Origin of the sequence: Roseburia sp. OM04-10BH (assembly GCF_003462605.1) — a bacterium.
GTDB classification, from domain to species: domain Bacteria; phylum Bacillota; class Clostridia; order Lachnospirales; family Lachnospiraceae; genus Roseburia_C; species Roseburia_C amylophila.
The window spans coordinates 40,112-58,413 of sequence record NZ_QTZI01000005.1 but is presented as its reverse complement, the minus strand read 5'-3'; the positions used below and the strand labels follow the sequence as shown (position 1 = coordinate 58,413).

The 18,302-nt window shown below is 42.1% G+C and carries 13 protein-coding genes and 2 tRNA genes; 14 read left to right on the top strand and 1 reads right to left on the bottom strand.

The window, feature by feature from the left end; translation table 11 throughout:
* Nucleotides 1-34 precede the first annotated feature (34 nt).
* The 10 genes from DXB43_RS06725 (at nucleotide 35) to DXB43_RS06680 (ending at nucleotide 11,469) form a co-directional block, all read left to right on the top strand.
* Nucleotides 35-1,870 carry a SpoIIE family protein phosphatase gene (locus DXB43_RS06725; protein WP_243006648.1) on the top strand — a complete coding sequence of 612 codons (1,836 nt, stop codon included), beginning with the start codon at nucleotides 35-37 and terminating at the stop codon, nucleotides 1,868-1,870.
* A 1-nt stretch (nucleotide 1,871) separates the two neighbouring features.
* On the top strand, nucleotides 1,872-3,332 hold the full coding sequence (gene tilS, locus DXB43_RS06720) for a tRNA lysidine(34) synthetase TilS (protein ID WP_117947137.1): 1,461 nt from the start codon (nucleotides 1,872-1,874) through the stop codon (nucleotides 3,330-3,332).
* Entirely contained in the window at nucleotides 3,325-3,849 is a 525-nt protein-coding gene (gene hpt, locus DXB43_RS06715) for a hypoxanthine phosphoribosyltransferase (protein WP_022242336.1), read from the top strand. Before tilS ends, hpt begins: the two co-directional genes overlap by 8 nt.
* A 12-nt stretch (nucleotides 3,850-3,861) precedes the next feature.
* The gene (ftsH, locus tag DXB43_RS06710; RefSeq protein WP_022242335.1) at nucleotides 3,862-5,712 is read left to right on the top strand and encodes an ATP-dependent zinc metalloprotease FtsH; all 1,851 of its coding nucleotides are present in this window, start codon (nucleotides 3,862-3,864) and stop codon (nucleotides 5,710-5,712) included.
* A gap of 721 nt (nucleotides 5,713-6,433) precedes the next feature.
* Nucleotides 6,434-7,168, top strand: a complete 735-nt coding sequence (locus tag DXB43_RS06705) for a LytR/AlgR family response regulator transcription factor (RefSeq protein WP_117947136.1) — start codon at nucleotides 6,434-6,436, stop codon at nucleotides 7,166-7,168.
* Nucleotides 7,165-8,475, top strand: coding sequence for a sensor histidine kinase (locus DXB43_RS06700; protein ID WP_117947135.1), 1,311 nt, complete (start codon nucleotides 7,165-7,167; stop codon nucleotides 8,473-8,475). The genes DXB43_RS06705 and DXB43_RS06700 overlap by 4 nt, the downstream gene beginning before the upstream one ends.
* 85 nt (nucleotides 8,476-8,560) lie before the next feature.
* On the top strand, nucleotides 8,561-8,890 hold the full coding sequence (locus DXB43_RS06695; protein ID WP_117697705.1) for an LptM family lipoprotein: 330 nt from the start codon (nucleotides 8,561-8,563) through the stop codon (nucleotides 8,888-8,890).
* A gap of 141 nt (nucleotides 8,891-9,031) precedes the next feature.
* Nucleotides 9,032-11,143 carry an alpha-glycosidase gene (locus tag DXB43_RS06690; protein WP_117947238.1) on the top strand — a complete coding sequence of 704 codons (2,112 nt, stop codon included), beginning with the start codon at nucleotides 9,032-9,034 and terminating at the stop codon, nucleotides 11,141-11,143.
* 105 nt (nucleotides 11,144-11,248) lie between these two features.
* Nucleotides 11,249-11,330, top strand: a tRNA-Tyr gene (locus DXB43_RS06685).
* 55 nt (nucleotides 11,331-11,385) lie between these two features.
* A tRNA-Leu gene (locus DXB43_RS06680) sits at nucleotides 11,386-11,469 on the top strand.
* 90 nt (nucleotides 11,470-11,559) lie between these two features.
* Here the strand turns inward: DXB43_RS06680 and DXB43_RS06675 are convergent.
* Entirely contained in the window at nucleotides 11,560-12,579 is a 1,020-nt protein-coding gene (locus DXB43_RS06675; RefSeq protein WP_117947134.1) for a LacI family DNA-binding transcriptional regulator, read from the bottom strand.
* A gap of 336 nt (nucleotides 12,580-12,915) precedes the next feature.
* On the opposite strand from DXB43_RS06675, the gene malQ reads away from it, so the two are divergent.
* The 4 genes from malQ (at nucleotide 12,916) to DXB43_RS06655 (ending at nucleotide 18,117) form a co-directional block, all read left to right on the top strand.
* Complete coding sequence (gene malQ, locus DXB43_RS06670; protein ID WP_199535083.1) at nucleotides 12,916-14,367, top strand: 4-alpha-glucanotransferase; 1,452 nt, start codon at nucleotides 12,916-12,918, stop codon at nucleotides 14,365-14,367.
* Nucleotides 14,368-14,442: 75 nt separating this feature from the next.
* A complete protein-coding gene (locus tag DXB43_RS06665) occupies nucleotides 14,443-15,726 on the top strand; it encodes an extracellular solute-binding protein (protein ID WP_117947133.1) in 1,284 nt (427 codons plus the stop codon).
* Nucleotides 15,727-15,856: 130 nt separating this feature from the next.
* The gene (locus DXB43_RS06660) at nucleotides 15,857-17,239 is read left to right on the top strand and encodes a carbohydrate ABC transporter permease (RefSeq protein WP_117947132.1); all 1,383 of its coding nucleotides are present in this window, start codon (nucleotides 15,857-15,859) and stop codon (nucleotides 17,237-17,239) included.
* Nucleotides 17,239-18,117, top strand: coding sequence for a sugar ABC transporter permease (locus DXB43_RS06655; RefSeq protein WP_117947131.1), 879 nt, complete (start codon nucleotides 17,239-17,241; stop codon nucleotides 18,115-18,117). The genes DXB43_RS06660 and DXB43_RS06655 overlap by 1 nt, the downstream gene beginning before the upstream one ends.
* Nucleotides 18,118-18,302: the final 185 nt, after the last annotated feature.

Genomic DNA, 18,302 nt, shown 5'->3' with positions numbered 1-18,302 from the left:
GTCACAAATGACAGGAGAAGGAGGAACAATGGAAATGAAGAAATTGAGAACGAAACAGGCGGTAATATGTTTTATAGGGGTAGCAGTGTGTAAATTAGGATTTGCAGGCTGCTACCCTTTTATCCCGGCATATTTTGCGGCAGCTTACCTGGAACGGGGCGGACGGCTGCTGCTGGGAATTGGAATGTTTCTTGGAATGGCATTTATGCTGCCGCTGACACTGATGACAAAATATGTAATGACACTGCTGGTAACCATAGTAATCATCAAGCTGGCAGAATGGGTAAATAAAGGCTGCTATACCTGGATAGCTGCCTTTGGCGCAGGCTGTTCGGCAACCTTATTATCCGTATTTGGAGAAATGTTAAACGTAAGAGACGGAATGCGGGCGGAAATGGCGGTCTTAGAAGGAGTCTTTATATTTGCAGCCACCATGGTGTTAAGCCGTATCATACATAGCTTTCTGGAATTCACATTTGTGAATCAACCAATACCGGAGATAAAGAGTAATGAAGAAGAAAAACTACTGACCTATGCAAAGTCCTTTCAAAGCCTTTCAGATATATTCGGGCGGATGAATGTGGAACATACCAGTTTCTCGGCAGAGGAAATGGGCAGGATGCAAAATGAGATAACCGGGAAAATGTGTGTTTCCTGCGACCAGTGCGCTCTTTGCTGGGAAAAGGATGACAGCCCCATGTACGGCTATTTGTCGTCACTGCTGCAATCTATCCGGGAGGCGGGAAAGACAAACCGCGATATTGAAAAGAAAATGGAAGAATATTGCCCCTATATGCAGGAAATGACGGCGGAGGCTCTTCGGATATTTGAAAAAGCTTCTTTAAATATGGCGTGGTACAACCGGCTGGTAGAAAACCGTGAGGTCATAGCCGAGCAGCTGGATGCCATGGCATATATCATGGAGGATTGTGCAAAGAAGCAGAAAAATATTACAGAAGAGTGCCGGTCAAATCTGCAGGACATAGCTTACCGGGCAAGGGAGCGGGGCATAAAAGTGATTGATGAACAGCTCTGGGAAAAGGAAAACGGCCGCTGGCAGCTTGTGATGAAAGTCATGGTAAAAGATGGCTGTGTCACTACGAGAGAACTGACAAAGGCAGTAGCCGGAGCACTGAACCGGCGCATGATTCCGGAGAAGGATACCAAGACGCTGATTGGAAAAGGCGTCAACCTCTATACCTATGAAGAAGAGCCGCGGTTTCAGGCAATTTATGGCGTAGCCCGGATGGTAAAGGATGGAGCAGCAGTTTCCGGGGATAACTTTTCCTTTTTGGAGCCGGAAAGTGGAAAAATGGTCATGTGCTTATCGGATGGCATGGGTTCTGGAAGTCTTGCCTGCAAGGAAAGTGAAATGGTTATTGAACTGGTGGAAAAATTCCTAGAGGCGGGATTTGATGTGGAAACGGCAGTCCGCATGATGAATTCTGCCATGGTGATGAAAGGGCAGGAGGATTTATTTTCCACGGTGGATATCAGTGAACTGGATTTATATGACGGAACCTGCCGTTTTTATAAAATCGGAGCGGCGGCAACCTTTATCCGGAGAAATGGCATAGTGGAATGTCTTATTTCCACCAGTCTTCCGGTGGGCGTGTCTTATAAACTGGATATGGAAAAAAGCGAAAAGGACTTATATAACGGAGATTTCCTTGTCATGGTATCAGATGGTGTGCTAGAATATTTACATGTGCCGAATCCGGAAGAAACCATGCAGGAAATCATAGAAAGCATTGAGACCAATAATGCAACAATTCTTGCAAAACGCATTTTGGAGCGGGTGTTACTTTTTACCGGAGGAAAGGCAGCAGACGATATGACGGTGCTTGCTACCGCAATTTGGGAGAAATAATATGATTCCTGGTGTAGAATCTTTTCTGGAACAATATCATATGATTGAGCAGTCGGATGTAGTGGTTGCCGGAGTGTCCGGTGGTGCAGATTCCGTATGCCTGCTGCTGCATCTGCTTGAATTGAAAGAAAAACTTTCCTTTACGCTGGCAGCAGTCCATGTGCAGCATGGCATCCGGGGCGAAGAAAGCCTTCAGGATGCAGCGTTTGTAGAGGAACTTTGCAGGCGGTATCAGGTGCAGCTATTCCGCTATGATTATGATGTGCCGGAATATGCAAAGCAGCATGGATATTCGGAAGAAGAGGCGGGAAGAAATTTACGATACGAAAGTTTTCATAAAGCGTTAGAAGAATTGGGTGCGCCGGAGGGGAAAATTGCAGTTGCCCATAACCGTAATGATCTGGCAGAGACCATGCTCTGGAATATGATCCGGGGCAGCGGCATGCGTGGCATGGCTGGAATTCCGCCGGTGAGAGATGGCATCATCCGTCCGCTTCTTCATACGGCAAGGGTGGAAATCGAAAATTATTTAAAAGAAAAAGGTGAAAGCTACTGTACGGATGCTACCAATGCATCTTTGGATTATACCAGAAACCGGATCCGTAATCAGGTGCTTCCGGTGTTGGAGAAACTGAATGCCGGAGTTTATGCCCATATGGAACAGCTTGGGGATGACATCCGGAAGACGCAGGAATATCTGTCTGCTGTAATAGAAGAAAAAAAGGCACAATATGTAGAAAGAGATTTCCGAAAGACGCAGGCTTTCCTGATATCGGAGGAGCTTTTAAAAGAACCGGAAATCCTGTATACAAGCATTATAAAGGAGTGTATCTGTGAGACGGCCGCAAGCAGTAAAGATATTACAAGAACCCATGTAGAACTGGTACAGAAACTTTTTGCCATGCAGACGGGAAGAAGCGTGAACCTGCCTTATCAGGTGGTGGCAGAGCGGACTTATGGCGGTGTGCGTCTGCAAAAGTGTGAAAAACAACCGGAGCATAAAATTATAGAACCGGTAGGAATGCTATCCAGTCAGTCTTCCAGTCAGCCGGTCGGACGACAAAGCGGTCAGCCATCCGGTTGTTGTGGGATGTTAATAGAAGAACATCCGGATTTTACCTGCCGGATTTATAAACGGGAAGAGTTACTGGAAGGAATTTCTAAAAAAAAGTATACGAAATGGCTGGATTATGATAAAATAAAAAATAGTCTTTTGATTCGGAACAGACAGCCGGGCGATTATTTTGTGCTGGATGAGACGGGCAGAACACAGAAGCTGAAACAGTATTTTGTAAATGAGAAAATTTTAAAAGAGCAGCGGGACACGATTCCGTTGGTGGCAGACGGTGCTCATATCCTGTGGATTGTGGGATACCGGATCAGTGCATATTACAAAGTAAGCAGTACAACGAAGACGATTTTGGAAATACAATATTATGGAGGAAGAGAAGACAATGAGTGAGCAGATTCGTGTATTACTCTCAGAGGAAGAACTTGATCGTAAAATTGCTGAATTAGGAGAAAGAATTAGCAAGGATTATGAAGGTGAAAGCGTTCATTTAATCTGCATACTGAAGGGAAGTATATTCTTTACCTGTGAACTGGCAAAGCGTATTACCGTGCCGGTAACAATTGATTTTATGTGCGTTTCCAGTTATGGTGCGTCAACCGTGTCCAGTGGAAAAATCACCATAAAGAAAGATTTGGAAGAATCTATTGAAGGTAGAAATGTAATTGTCATTGAAGACATTATTGATACAGGAAGAACACTGCGTTATCTGCTGGATGATTTATCCGCCAGAGGACCGAAGAGCTTAAAATTGTGTGCAATGTTAGATAAACCGGATCGCAGGATAACAGACGTTGCGGTAGATTATACCGGTTTTGAAATTCCGGATGAATTTGTAGTAGGATATGGTCTTGATTATGACCAGCGCTATCGCAATCTGCCATACATTGGCATTCTTGATTTGGGATAGGAAGGAGTTTGCGTGAAGAAATCATATAGAGGATGGGGCTTTTATATCAGTCTGATTGTAGTTGTGGTTTTGGTCTGGTTCTTACTGGACGGACAGCATCTGAATCAGGATGACTATAATTATGCCCAGTTTAAACAGGAACTGGCTGATGATGAGATTAAATCTGTAGAAGTGCAGCCAAACAGAGTTTATCCAACCGGAAGACTGGATATTGTCAAAACGGATAAGTCAGAAGAGACCTTATATGTGCTGGATGTCAGTGAGGCTCAATCGCTGATGGATAAGGAAAAATTTACTTCTTATGTGGTGAATGATATTCCGGCAGAAAACTGGCTGATGAATTTATTGCCGCTCTTACTTGTGTTTGGAGCAATGTTTATTCTGTTTATGATTGTTATGAACAATCAGGCAGCAGGTGGTGGCGGTGGCAGCAAGATGATGAATTTTGGAAAAAGCCGGGCAAAGATGACCACCGATGAGAACCGCAATGTAACCTTTGAAAATGTGGCAGGACTGCGGGAAGAAAAAGAAGAATTAGAAGAAATCGTAGATTTTTTAAAAGAGCCGAGAAAGTATACCAGACTGGGAGCGAGAATCCCGAAGGGAGTTCTTCTGGTGGGACCTCCCGGAACCGGTAAGACTCTGCTTGCCAAGGCAGTTGCCGGAGAAGCAGGCGTTCCGTTCTTTAGTATTTCCGGTTCTGATTTCGTGGAAATGTTTGTTGGTGTCGGCGCATCCCGTGTACGTGATCTTTTTGAAGATGCCAAGAAAAATGCACCATGTATCGTATTTATCGACGAGATTGATGCAGTGGCAAGAAGAAGAGGAACCGGTATGGGCGGAGGACATGATGAACGGGAGCAGACCTTGAACCAGCTTCTGGTAGAGATGGACGGATTTGGTGTCAACGAAGGAATTATCGTAATGGCAGCAACCAACCGTGTCGATATCTTAGACCCTGCGATTATGCGTCCGGGCAGATTTGACCGTAAGGTACATGTGGGGCGTCCGGATATTGGTGGAAGAGAAGAAATCTTAAAGGTACATGCAAAGAATAAACCCCTGGCAGAGGATGTGGATTTGAAACAGATCGCACAGACTACAGCAGGTTTTACCGGAGCAGACCTGGAGAATCTTTTAAATGAGGCGGCAATTGTTGCAGCCAAAGAAAACAGAAGTTATATTATCCAGAAAGATATTAAGGAATCCTTCTTGAAAGTAGGTGTCGGTCCGGAGAAGAAGAGCCGGATTATTACCGAGAAAGAAAAGAAGATTACCGCATATCACGAATCGGGTCATGCGATTTTATTCCATGTACTTCCAGATGTGGGACCGGTATATACCGTATCCATTATCCCAACCGGAGGTGGAGCAGCAGGCTATACGATGCCATTGCCGGAGCGTGATGAAATGTTTGATACCAAGGGAAGAATGCTGCAGCAGATAATTGTTTCCTTAGGTGGACGTGTGGCAGAAGAGTTGATTTTTGATGATATCACAACCGGAGCTTCACAGGATATCAAGCAGGCAACTGAGCTTGCCAAAGCAATGGTAACGAAGTACGGATTTTCCGAAAATGTCGGACTGATTAATTATAACAATGATGATGACGAAGTGTTTATCGGAAGAGATCTTGCACATACCAGAGGCTATGGCGAGGGTGTGGCATCCAAAATTGATGAAGAAGTAAAACGTATCATTGACGAATGCTATGCCAAAGCAAGGGCAATCATTCAGGAGAATAGTGATGTACTCCATAAATCAGCAGACCTTCTTTTGGAAAAAGAAAAGATTGGAAGAGATGAATTTGAAGCATTATTCCAGAGCGGAGCTGATGTTGTAACTGAGACAACGGAGGAATAGAACACAAATAGAAAGTTTTTTCGAAAATGGGAAAAAGGTACTATATAAAGTATACAAAAAGTAGGCACAACTTTTGTGAAGTTTGTGCACACTTTAAACGGGAGAGGTGATACTATAATTAACGTAAAAACCCCCCAATACATTATATATATAGTTTTTACTACACCCCATAGTAAAAATACCTTCTCCTTAAAAGGGCAGCCGATCGGTGGCTGTCTTTTTTTTACGCGAGTAATGAGGAAAAGTGACGGGTGAGGAAAAGAAACCAAGCTTGCTTGAGATTTTTTTTCTCGTCTATCCTGACTAAGCAGGGGCAAAATGGTCAGACCAAAATAGAAGCCTTGAAAAGCCATTCTTTTGTGCAAAAAATAAGTGGTATTTTCGCCATGAAATTTATGAACTATACAGATTGAATAAAAGGAATGTGAATTTTTTTGGAAGTTTGTGCACACTTTTGAATGGGAAAATGGTACTATAATTAACGTAAAAACCCCCCAATACATTATATAATTTTTGCTACACCCCATAGTAAAAATACCTTCTCCTAAAAGGACGACCGTGCGAAAGGTCGTCTTTTTTTTGCAGGAAGACTTTTCCCTCACTTATCTCGCATAGAAATCTCCAATCCCTCAAACAGTGGACATCGGCTCCCAAACTGCCTATAATAAATCTTAAGAAAAGAATATTTCGATAAAGCTGATACATAGATGGGAGATACAACATGATAAAGGCAGCATTTTGCGATGATGACGATACGGTTTTAAAAGAACTGCAGAGCTTACTGGAGGGGTATCGCAGGGAGCGTGATTACAGAATAGATGCCAAGGTCTATCACAGTCCGCTGGATTTACTGAATGAAATGGAAAAAGGAACCCGCTTTGACATTTTGTTTTTGGATATTTTAATGCCGGGGGTAGATGGAATCCAAACGGCATCCGAGATTCGGAAGTTTGATAATAATATAAAAATTATTTTTCTTACTTCTTCTGTGGAGTTTGCGGTGCAGTCTTATGAGGTGAAAGCATATTATTACCAGTTGAAGCCGATTGAAAAGGGCGGATTCTATCATCTGCTGGATTCTGTGTTAGAACAGATGGATAAAGAGCATGGCAGCAGTATTGTACTGCGTTGTAAGACGGGAATTGCCCGGATTGAGTTAAAACAGCTGGAATACTGTGAAGTAATTCACAGGACTTTATTGATACATCTTGTCGATGGGACGGTATATGAATGCAGCGGCAGCCTGGATGAACTGTGCCGGCAGCTTATGCCTTATGGAACCTTTATACGTCCACATCGTTCATATCTTGTGAATCTGGAATATATAAAGAATCTTTCTTATCGTACCATTACGATGTCAAACTTTGTGGAAATTCCTATTCCAAGAGGGAAATACAATGAAATAAAGAGTGCATTTCTGAAAAATGCATTTGAAGATGGGCAGGTGACGTTATGAGCCTTTGGATGTCCCTTTTTAACAATGTGGCAGTCAGTGTTTTTGGAAGTGTGCTGGCGGCGTCCTTCTGTGATGCACTGGACCGGCGGAAAAACCGGATCATATTCTGGATATGCATCGCACTGATTCCGATTGCACAGGGGATTATTTACTATGTATGGGATGATGGCTTTTTGAGGCAGATTTATCCGCTGCTGGTACATGTTCCGTTGATTTTACTGTTATGTGGACTGACCGGTAAATTGTTATGGCCATTTTTCTCTGTGATGGCAGCCTACCTGTGCTGCCAGTTACGACGCTGGCTGGCACTTCTTGCAGTGGAAATTTTGGGCGGAGGAGCATTGATGCTGGATGCGGTGGAATTATTGATTACCCTGCCACTACTGTTTGGACTGCTGCACTTTATGACGCCGGCAGTCCGTTATATTTCCTGCTATTCCAGAAAAATGCAGTGTCAGTTTGGTGTGATACCGGTGCTGTATTATGTATTTGATTATCTGACAAGAGTGTATACAGATCTTTTGTCCAGTGGGGCTCCGGTTGTCGTGGAATTTATGCCGTTTATCTGTTGTGGAGCGTATCTTGTGTTTCTGTTGTATAACTTTACAAAAGGACAGGAAGAAAACCGGATGAGGGAGATTCAAAAAAGCCTTGATATGCAGGTGGCACAGTCCATGCGTGAAATAACGGCGTTACGGGAGTCACAGAATCTGGCCAGCCGCTACCGCCATGACCTGCGTCATCATTTACAATATCTATATGCCTGTTTGGAGAACCATCAGATACAGAAGGCAGAGGATTATATATCTGATATCTGTAATGAGCTGGAACAGCAGAAGGTGATACAGTATTGTGAAAACGAAGCTGCGAATCTGATTTTGTCATCCTTTGCAGGAAGGGCAGAAGCGGAAGGAATTGTAATGAAAGTGGAAGGTGGCATGAAAGCGAAGGCGGTGATAAGTGATACTGACTTGTGTGTGCTATTGTCTAATGCCCTGGAAAATGCCATCCATGCCTGCAGGGAAGTACAAAAAGAGGGAAAAGAAGCCAGAATAGAAGTACAGATTTATGAAAAACAGCAGCAGGTATTTTTACAGATAAAAAACTCCTGTGCCGGAGCACCAATCTTTGAAAACGGAGTCCCGGTTTCAAAGGAAAAAGGACATGGCATTGGGACGCGGAGCATCTGTGCCATTGTGGAACGCTATGGAGGAGTATATACATTTTCGGTGGAAAAAGAGTATTTTATACTCCGCCTGAATCTGTCGGAAAAGAATGTCGATTCAGTACATTTTACTGCCGTTTGAGACGTGAATCTCCTGTTGGATAAGAAAGAATGGTAAAATATGTCTAAGTCAAGGATGACAAACAAAAGACAGGAGGAAGATGAAAATGAAGAAAATAATTTCATGTTTAGTGGTATTGACTATGTGCATTTCACTGGCTGCCTGCGGGGGAACGGATAAACAGGCTGCAATTGATGCATTCAATAAAGCAAGCACATCATTCAATGAAGTAGCGAATGCCATCAATGCGGATCCGGATGCATACGACCAGGATGTGATTGATACCATGGTTGAAATGGCAGATGTCTTACAGCAGCACAAAGAGCTGTTAGAGGGAGACACTGAAATTGAAGAAGACAAATTAAATGAAATGATTGAATGGTATGGTACCGTAGAAGAATGGGTATCAGACGTAAAGGCGGAGTTAGGTATATAATAGATTTCATAGAGTTACTTCTTTAAAGAGGGGACGGATACGGAAAATGTATCCGTCCTTTTCTGGTTGTAATCTTTGGAACTTTCGTATATTATAGTAATAAAAATAATTATTTAGAAACGAGAGGCTTGTTGTAAGATGATGAAGAAACAGCAATCGATTTATGAATTGAACAGAATTCAGCAGTATATTATGCAGATGCGCCCGATTCTTAGAAAACGCGCACTCTTTTCTGATGGAACAGAAGATTATCGTAGTCCGGCAGAACCCAAAGCCGGAGAGCTGGTGACCATTCGTTTTCGTACAGCAAGAGATAATGTAGATGCAGTCTGGCTTTGTACAGAACAGAAAAAATATTTTATGGAAAAGACCGAGTCAGAGGGGCTCTTTGATTATTATTCCGTAGAAATCCGTATGACAGAGGAGCATTTCTACTATTACTTTGAAATTGAGACGGGAATGCTTCACTGTATCTTTGACCGCTATGGCGTGAATCAGACACCAAGACCGCAGTATAATTTTGAAATTGTACCGGGTTTTTCCACGCCGGACTGGGCAAAAGGGGCGGTTATGTATCAGATTTTAACAGACCGTTTTTACAATGGAGACACTTCCAACGACCCGTTGACGGATGAATATTTCTATATCCGTGCTACCAGTCAGAAGGTAGATAACTGGGAGAAATGCCCGGAGAATTTTTCGGTAGCAGAATTTTATGGCGGAGATTTAGAGGGCGTGAGAAAGAAAATGGATTATCTCACAGAACTTGGAATAGAGGTGATATACTTCAATCCACTGTTCGTTTCTCCGTCCAATCATAAGTATGATATTCAGGATTACGATTATATTGACCCGCATTACGGCAAAATAGTGGTGGATGAGGGAGAACTTTTACAACCGGGTGACCGCAATAACCAGCATGCCAGCCGCTATATCACCCGCGTGACGGATAAACGGAATTTGGAGGCAAGCAATGAACTTTTTGCAACGCTGGTAAAGGAAGCGCACCAGAGGGGCATCCGCGTTATCCTGGATGGAGTGTTTAATCATTGCGGTTCCTTTAATAAATGGCTGGATCGTGAAAAAATCTACCGTAGTGAAGCAGGCTATGAACCGGGAGCCTATATCAGCAAGGACAGTCCGTACAATGACTTTTTCCAGTTCCATGATCAGAATGCATGGCCGGATAACGGAAGTTATGATGGCTGGTGGGGACATGATACATTGCCGAAGCTTAATTATGAAGATTCAGATACATTGCATGATTATATTCTTCATGTGGCTGCAAAATGGGTTTCTCCACCTTATAATGCCGATGGCTGGAGACTGGATGTCGCGGCAGATCTGGGACACAGTCCGGAATATAACCATCAGTTCTGGAGAGAATTCCGTGATGCCGTAAAGAAAGCCAACCCACAGGCAGTGATTTTGGCAGAACATTACGGCGACCCGAGAGACTGGCTGGGTGGAGACCAGTGGGATACAGTTATGAACTATGATGCTTTTATGGAGCCGGTGACATGGTTCCTTACCGGAATGGAGAAACACAGTGATGATTTTAAACCGGAAAATATCGGAAAGTTTGAGAACTTTAAAGGTGCTATGAAGCATTATATGGCAAGCTTTTTGACACCATCGCTGCAGTGCTCCATGAATGAACTTTCCAACCATGACCATTCCAGATTCTTAACCAGAACCAATCATAAAGTAGGTAGAGCGGAACACCTTGGAACAAAAGCGGCAGAAGAGGGCGTAAATACAGCGGTTCTACGGGAGGCGGTTGTCATTCAGATGACCTGGCCGGGAGCACCTACCGTTTATTACGGTGATGAAGCCGGACTATGTGGATTTACAGATCCGGATAACCGCAGAACTTATCCGTGGGGCCGGGAAGATAAAGAACTGATTCGTTTCCATCGTGATATCATCAGAATTCATAAAGAAAACCCGGCACTTCGTACCGGAAGTGTGAAATTTTTAAATGGTGAGGATAATCTTCTCTGCTATGGAAGATTTAACCGGGAACAGCAGTTTGTCATTATTGTAAATAATGATGAAAATATCCGGCACATTGATTTGTCAGTATGGGCAGTGGGGCTTCCGAAGTACGGAACTTTAGAACAGATACTTTTTACTAGTGAAAATGGATACTCCATTTCTTCTGTCAGCTATGACATCGTCAATGGAAGACTGGATATTACATTGCCAAAGCATGCAGCTGTCATTCTGAAAGGAAAGAATCCGGAAGAATAAAAAATGGCAAAATAAAAAATGCAAAAAATGCATAAAAACGCCTTGCGCACAGCAGGGCGTTATGCTATAATCTATATTCGTCAGGACAATTAAGGACTGATAAATGGGCAGATTCCCGAGTGGCCAAAGGGGACAGACTGTAAATCTGCTGCAAATTGCTTCGGTGGTTCGAATCCACCTCTGCCCATTCTCGTTGTGGTTATGCAATGAGAATTTTTTTATGTAACTATAAAAAGATACTTGCCCGCGTGGCGGAACTGGCAGACGCGCAGGACTTAAAATCCTGTTGTGGTGACACAGTACCGGTTCGATTCCGGTCGCGGGCATTAAAAAAGGAAACGGTCGTTTCCTTTTTTTTATGCCGGAAATCCGCAAAGCACATTTCCGTTGTTGTGATGTTCCCTTTGTGAATAGCCCTATTCTTTTTCTGCCTCTTCTTCACGCTCTGCACATGGAGCAGTAGATGCTCTTGTAATAAGCTGCGGACGCAGTAAAGTCATGCTGACGGAGACATGATTAATAAGGTTGCTCAGAGCAGCATATCCACATTTGCCGAGCTCGGTTCTTTCCTGACGGACTGTAGTCAGTGGCGGCTCTAAGAAAGAAGAAATCGGCAGGTCGTCAAAACCAACCACACTGATATCATCCGGAACAGAAAAACCTCGAAGCCGGCATTCTGTAATGACTCCGGAAGCAATCAGGTCATTACCACAGAGAATTGCTGTTGCTCCGGCAGCAAGAAAATTCGGTACATGATATTTTGCACTGTCTGCAACATAGTAGCCATGTGCAACCATATCTTCTTCTACTGGAAGATTGTGGGATTTCATGGCATCTAAATATGCCTGATAGCGTTTCTCACTGACCATGGAATAGAGAGAACCGTTGAGAAAAGCAATCTTTTTGTGACCAAGCTGATAGAGATGGTCGACTGCAGATTCAATTCCTTCAGAGTTATCTGTTCCCACATAGCACACATGTGGATTCTTCTTAATATAATTATCGAAAAGGACAGTTGGAATGGAAGTGAAGGCAAGCTGCCGCATCCAGTCATCATGAAGAGCAAAGCCTACCAGGAACCCGCCGGAATAACCGTTCTTTAACATATAAGTATCATATTTTTCGGTCATCTGGAAAGCCGGAGTAACCGGAATTACACTGACGGACCAGCCATCCCGGAAAGCAGCCTGGCGGAAACCCAGGATGATTTCGTATCCGAACTGGTTGGCTGTTTCATAGTCCATATTTTCTATAAAAAGGCAAAGCTTCTTGTTTTCGTCCTTTTTCATCTTCTTGGACTGATATCCCATTTCTACAGCGGTATCAAGAACCATCTGCCGTAAATCTTCGCTGATATCACTGGCGCCGTTTAATCCTTTGGAAACAGTGCTGACGGAAATACCGAGCCGGTTGGCAATATCTTTAATTGTGACCATAACAAGCCTCCATAAATCTGGTATATTTTAAGTAAAATTATATCAAAAACCTCTTATATTCTGTATTATATAGAATTTGCATGACAGGTGCAAGTACTGCAAAATATTATTTTTCGAAAAAAACAGGGTTTTAAATAGCAATATAACCAAAAAAACAATGCGAATTCCGTTAAAAACGGCAAAAATGATGTTAAAAGGACTGTTTTGTTTGACAAAATTGTTAAAAAGACGTAAAATAACCTCAGATACGAAAATTAACGAAAAGCAAAAAACAAAAACCGATGTGGGGGAAAAACATTGGAGGCAAAGAGACTAACCAGAGGAGCAGGAATCCTGATGGCAATAACAAGTCTTCCATCTGATTATGGAATCGGAACTCTGGGTGATGCAGCTTTCAATTTCGTAGACTTACTTGTAGACCTGAAACAAAGATACTGGCAGATACTTCCGATTGGACCAACCAGTTTTGGAGACAGCCCGTATCAGTCAATATCAGCATTTGCAGGAAATCCGTATTTGATAGATTTAGATGACCTGGTTCGCGACGGTCTGCTTATGGAAAGCGAGATTCGAAGCTATAACTGGGGTGCAGATGAGAAAGATATTGATTATGCCAATCTTTTTGAAAACCGTTTTCAGATATTAAAGAAAGCATTTGAACGGTTTGATACCGCAAAGCCTTCTTTCCGGAAGTTTGAAGAAGACAATGATTGCTGGCTGGCTGATTATGCATTGTTCATGGCAGTCAAAGGAAAAGAAAATAACCGGGAATGGATGGCATGGGAACCGGGAATCAGAAATCGTACACCGGAGGCATTACAGGAATACACAGAATTACTAAAAGAAGAGATCCTGTTTTGGAAATTCTGCCAGTATAAATTTTATGAACAGTGGAAATTCTTAAAACAGTACGCAAATACAAGAGGAATACAGATTATTGGGGACATACCGCTGTATATGGCAATGGACAGTGCCGATGTGTGGGCAGACCGGAAACTCTTCTTATTAGAAGAAGACGGAAGCCAGCAGTATGTAGCAGGCAGCCCGCCGGATAATTTTTCAGAAGAAGGTCAGAAATGGGGCAATCCCGTATATGACTACTCTTATATGGAAGAGTACCGGTTTGACTGGTGGAGACACCGGATTGAGAAAAACGCAGCGTTATATGATGTAATCCGGATTGACCACTTCCTTGGAGTTGTAAGGTACTATACGATTCCGTTTCGGGAAAAGGATTGCTGCAATGGGAAATGGAACAAGGGTCCTGGAAAGAAATTGACAGATGTGATGGAAGAAAGTGCCGGTGACTGCAGAATCATAGCAGACAATGCCGGAAGTGCCATCGCCGGAAGCAGAAAGCTTCTTGCAAGAATTGGATGGCCTGGAAGTAAAATCCTGATGTTTGCATTTGATGGAAATACAGGAAATGAAAATCTTCCACATAACTTTGAAGAAAATAACATAGTGGTATATACCGGAACACATGATAATGATACTGTTGTTGGTTATTTCCGGGATAAGACAGAATATGAACTGGCTTACCTCTATGAATATTTGAATATCGGCTCGAAGGAAGAAATTCCGGACGCCTTAATCCGTCTGGCTTATTCAAGCATAGCGGATGTGGTAATTATTCCAATGCAGGATATTTTACAGCTTGGCAATGAAGCCAGAATGAATCAGCCATCCACAGTCGGACAGAACTGGAAATGGCGGGTGGGAAAAGATACTCTGAGTGAAGAACGAAGAGCGTGGATCCGCACCATTGCGGCAGTATACCGCAGATAATTTCTATATGATATAGAACGGATTACCGTTTTATATAAATGCTTAATCGAAATCACATTTTTAAGGAGGAAGAAAATGAAAAAGAAAGCATTATCATTATTTCTTGTAACAGCTATGGCAGTATCCATGGTAGGATGCGGTAGCAAAGACGCAGACAAGAACACAGAAAAGAAAGATACTGAAGCAGCAGTAGAAACAGAAAAACCAGCTGCAGCAGAAGATGAAGCTTGGGAGGGTGACTTAACAGTATGGAGCCCACAGGAAGATCAGGATACAAACTGGCTTCAGGATCAGTGTGAAGCATTTGCAGCTGAGCATCCAAACTGGAAAATCAACTTCAATTATGGTGTATGTGCAGAGGGTGAAGCAAAAGACAACGTAACAAAAGACGTTGAAGCAGCAGCAGACGTTTACATGCTTGCTAACGATAACATCCCGGATCTGGTATCTGCAGGCGCATTATCAGAGCTTGGTGGAGATTATCTTGGATATGTAACATCTACAAACTCTGATTCTATTCTTGCATCTGTTACATACAACGATTCAGTAGTAGCATTCCCATTTACCTCTAATACATGGTTCATGTACTATGATAAGAGCGTATTCTCAGAGGATGACGTAAAGAACTTTGATACAATGTTAGAGAAAGCTGGAGAAGCTGGAAAGAAAGTTTCTTTCAAATTAACTGATTCCTGGTATATTCAGGCATTCTATGTAGCTAACGGATGTACATTATTCGGTGATGGAACTGATACAGATGCTGGTATCGACTTCGGTGGAGACAAAGCAGCAGCAGTTACAGAGTACTTAGTAGACTTAGCAGCAAATCCTAACTTCTTAGTAGATGCTGACGGATCTGGTCTTGCTGGATTAGGCGACAGTGTAGCAGCAGTATTCTCCGGAACATGGGATGCTGATGCAGTTAAAGAAAAACTTGGTGACAACATGGGTGTTGCAGCTCTTCCTACCGTTACAATCGACGGAAAAGAAGGCCAGATGAAATCCTTCATCGGATCTAAAGCAATCGGTGTTAACCCTAATGCTGAGAACCAGCAGGTAGCTATGTCTCTTGCAGCTTACTTAGCAGGTGAGAAGGCTCAGACAGCTCATTATGAAATGAGAAACATCCTTCCTTCAAACATCAACATCTCTTTAGCTGACGATCCAATCGCAACAGCAGTTACAAATGTTATGACAGATACATCTATCATGCAGCCATTATGTAAAGAAATGGGTAACTACTGGTCACCAGCAGAGAATATGGGTAAAAATATCCAGTCTGGCGAAGTAACAAAAGACAACGCTGCTGAGAAGACAGAAGAAATGAACACAACTATGAATACAGACGTTGCTGAATAAGCAGAAGATGTAATTGGAAGTTCATTATAAGAATTCCTAAAAAAGCGGTTTGAAAAAGAACCGGGGACTCCAGGATACCGGAAACGGTACCCTGGATGTCTTACTATAGAGAGTATAGGAGGCCCATAGCGTGAAGAAGGCTGCTACGAAAAAGAAAAAAGTAAAAGAGTTTCAGACACCATATACCGTTACTGGTGCGTTAGTTAAGGGAAATGTAATTACTAAGCTCTCCATGTTAATCATGGGCTTGGGCAATATTGCACATAAACAGATTGTAAAAGGTCTTATGTTTTTGGCAATTGAGGTTGTGTATCTTTATTACATGATTTCTTATGGATTCTATGCAGTTTCCATGCTGCCATCACTTGGATGGAGAGAGCAGGAAAAGGTATGGAATGATGCAAAGAGTATTTATGAATATCAGGCTGGTGATAATTCACAGCTTATCTTACTTTATGGAGTTGCAACATTATATCTTACCTTCATGTTTATCATTGTATGGAGGGAAGCAGTAAAAAGTTCATATAAATCAGAACTGCTGGCAAAAGCAGGTAAGCATTTAAACACATTTAAAGAAGACTTCAAGAGTTTGTTTGATCAAAATTTACATAAATTGCTGTTGGCACTCCCACTGACGGGAATTTTGCTCTTTACTGTTCTTCCATTGATTTACAATATTACAATGGCATTTACCAACTACAGTACGTCTGGAGAACACTTAGTGTTATTCGACTGGGTTGGATTTGCTACCTTTAAGAAAATATTGAATGTTGGAGACAGTATTGGAAAACAGTTCTATTCCGTATTAGGATGGACCCTGATCTGGGCTGTGTTTGCAACAGCATTAAACTATATTTTTGGTATGATTCTTGCAATCATTATCAACCGGAAAGAAACAAGGGCAAAGGGATTCTGGAGATTCTGCTTTGTATTATCTATCGCAGTACCACAGTTCGTTTCCCTTCTGATTATGAGAAGTATGTTACAGCCAACCGGTATTGTTAACACGCTGCTTATGAAATATGGTATTATCGACACTGCATTGCCATTCTTTACCAAGGCAATCTGGGCGAGAGTTACCGTTATTGTAATCAACCTGTGGGTAGGTATTCCATATACGATTCTTCAGGTAACCGGTATTTTACAGAACATTCCGGCTGAGTTATACGAAGCAGCAAAGATTGACGGTGCTAACGCTGTCCAGACTTTCTTCAAAATTACTCTGCCATATATGTTATTCGTAATGACACCGTACTTAATTACGCAGTTTACAGGAAACATCAACAACTTCAATGTTATTTACCTTCTGTCCGGAGGAAATCCTACGCCGGTGGATGCAACCGCAGGAAAGACAGACCTTCTGGTTACCTGGTTGTATAAGTTGACTGTTGATAAGAAATATTATAACCTGGGTGCCGTTATTGGTATTATGACATTCGTGGTATTGGCTATTGTTGCCCTGGTTACTTATCGAAATACCACATCCTACAAAGATGAGGAGGGATTCATGTAATGAGTAAGCAGAAAACAGCCACATCTGGCGCAAAAGTACGTAAAACACTTGTAAATGTTTTGGTTCATATATTTCTTGCAGTATTAGCATTTATCTGGGTACTTCCGGTATTCTGGGTAGTACTTACAAGCTTCCGTGCGGAGAAAGGTTCTTATGTTGAGACCTTCTTCCCGAAGAGTTATACTTTTGACAATTATATTAAAATATTTACAGATACAAGTATCCTGAACTTCCCTAAGATGTTCATGAATACACTGATTATTGCAATCTTTACCTGTATCATTTCAACCATCTTTGTACTTTCAGTTTCATACTGTATGTCAAGAATGCGTTTTAAAATGAGAAAACCGTTTATGAATATTGCAATGATTTTAGGTCTGTTCCCATCCTTCATGTCCATGATTGCGGTATACTTTATCTTAAAGGCACTGGGATTATCCGAAGGATCCATGATTCGTATTGCGTTGATTATTGTATTCTCCGCAGGTAGTGGTGTTGGATTCTATGTAGCAAAGGGATTCTTTGATACCATTCCAAAGTCCTTAGATGAGGCAGCAATCATCGATGGAGCAAGCAGATGGCAGGTATTTACTAAGATTACCATTCCGCTTAGTAAACCAATTATTGTATATACCATCCTGACTTCCTTCATGGGACCATGGATTGACTTCGTATTTGCAAAGGTTATCTGTGGTGCAAATGCAGACCAGTTTACCGTATCAATCGGTTTATGGAAGATGTTAGAGAAAGAGTATATCAACAGCTGGTATACATGTTTTGCAGCAGGTGCTGTAGTAGTATCAATTCCGATTGCTATCCTCTTTATGTTTACACAGAAATTCTATGTAGAAGGAATGAGTGGAGCAGTAAAAGGCTAAATTTTACAGCTATTTAAAATGTTTAAAAGAGAGGCAGTTTTTTGCCTCTCTTTGTTATATCAGTTGATAATGAAGGGTGTGGAAGATTGCGAAGGATATTTGTTCTGTGTTTGAAATAACAGGTGTTTTCATTCAGACAGAATGCGTCTCAATTCTTGGCAGTACATTTTTCTGATTTTCAGATG

Bases quoted from the DNA above. Each gene is read 5' to 3' on its own strand.
- DXB43_RS06725 (WP_243006648.1), top strand. From the start codon at position 35: ATGAAGAAATTGAGAACGAAACAGGCGGTAATATGTTTTATAGGGGTA.
- tilS (WP_117947137.1), top strand. From the start codon at position 1,872: ATGATTCCTGGTGTAGAATCTTTTCTGGAACAATATCATATGATTGAG.
- hpt (WP_022242336.1), top strand. From the start codon at position 3,325: ATGAGTGAGCAGATTCGTGTATTACTCTCAGAGGAAGAACTTGATCGT.
- DXB43_RS06705 (WP_117947136.1), top strand. From the start codon at position 6,434: ATGATAAAGGCAGCATTTTGCGATGATGACGATACGGTTTTAAAAGAA.
- DXB43_RS06700 (WP_117947135.1), top strand. From the start codon at position 7,165: ATGAGCCTTTGGATGTCCCTTTTTAACAATGTGGCAGTCAGTGTTTTT.
- DXB43_RS06695 (WP_117697705.1), top strand. From the start codon at position 8,561: ATGAAGAAAATAATTTCATGTTTAGTGGTATTGACTATGTGCATTTCA.
- DXB43_RS06690 (WP_117947238.1), top strand. From the start codon at position 9,032: ATGAAGAAACAGCAATCGATTTATGAATTGAACAGAATTCAGCAGTAT.
- DXB43_RS06675 (WP_117947134.1), bottom strand. From the start codon at position 12,579: ATGGTCACAATTAAAGATATTGCCAACCGGCTCGGTATTTCCGTCAGC.
- malQ (WP_199535083.1), top strand. From the start codon at position 12,916: ATGGCAATAACAAGTCTTCCATCTGATTATGGAATCGGAACTCTGGGT.
- DXB43_RS06665 (WP_117947133.1), top strand. From the start codon at position 14,443: ATGAAAAAGAAAGCATTATCATTATTTCTTGTAACAGCTATGGCAGTA.
- DXB43_RS06655 (WP_117947131.1), top strand. From the start codon at position 17,239: ATGAGTAAGCAGAAAACAGCCACATCTGGCGCAAAAGTACGTAAAACA.